Source organism: Frankia sp. Mgl5 (genome assembly GCF_023242985.1).
Classification (GTDB): domain Bacteria; phylum Actinomycetota; class Actinomycetes; order Frankiales; family Frankiaceae; genus Parafrankia; species Parafrankia soli.
Genome location: NZ_JALKFY010000317.1, coordinates 1 through 241 on the forward strand (window position 1 = coordinate 1; position 241 = coordinate 241).

Annotated in this window: 1 pseudogene; it reads right to left on the reverse strand. The window is 56.4% G+C overall.

Annotated features, from left to right (window positions below):
- Positions 1 to 241, reverse strand: a pseudogene (locus MXD62_RS40410) (lipoate--protein ligase family protein); the annotation flags it as partial.

Genomic DNA, 241 nt, shown 5'->3' on the forward strand with positions numbered 1-241 from the left:
TCTCCGTAATCTGCCAGCCCAACAGTCAGCATTTCCGTCACGAGCCGGAAAAAGGAGTCGATGGAGATGCCTGTATCTGGAAGATGTACAGCGATGTTTAACACCCCGGCGTCGAGCGGCACACAGGCCCCGCCAGAGGAGCGCAGTACGGCTCCATACCCGAGTCCACCCATTTGTCGCAAAGCGTTTTCCAGTTTCGGCAGCTTGGCATCTCGACGGCCAAGAAACAACGCTCTTTCGT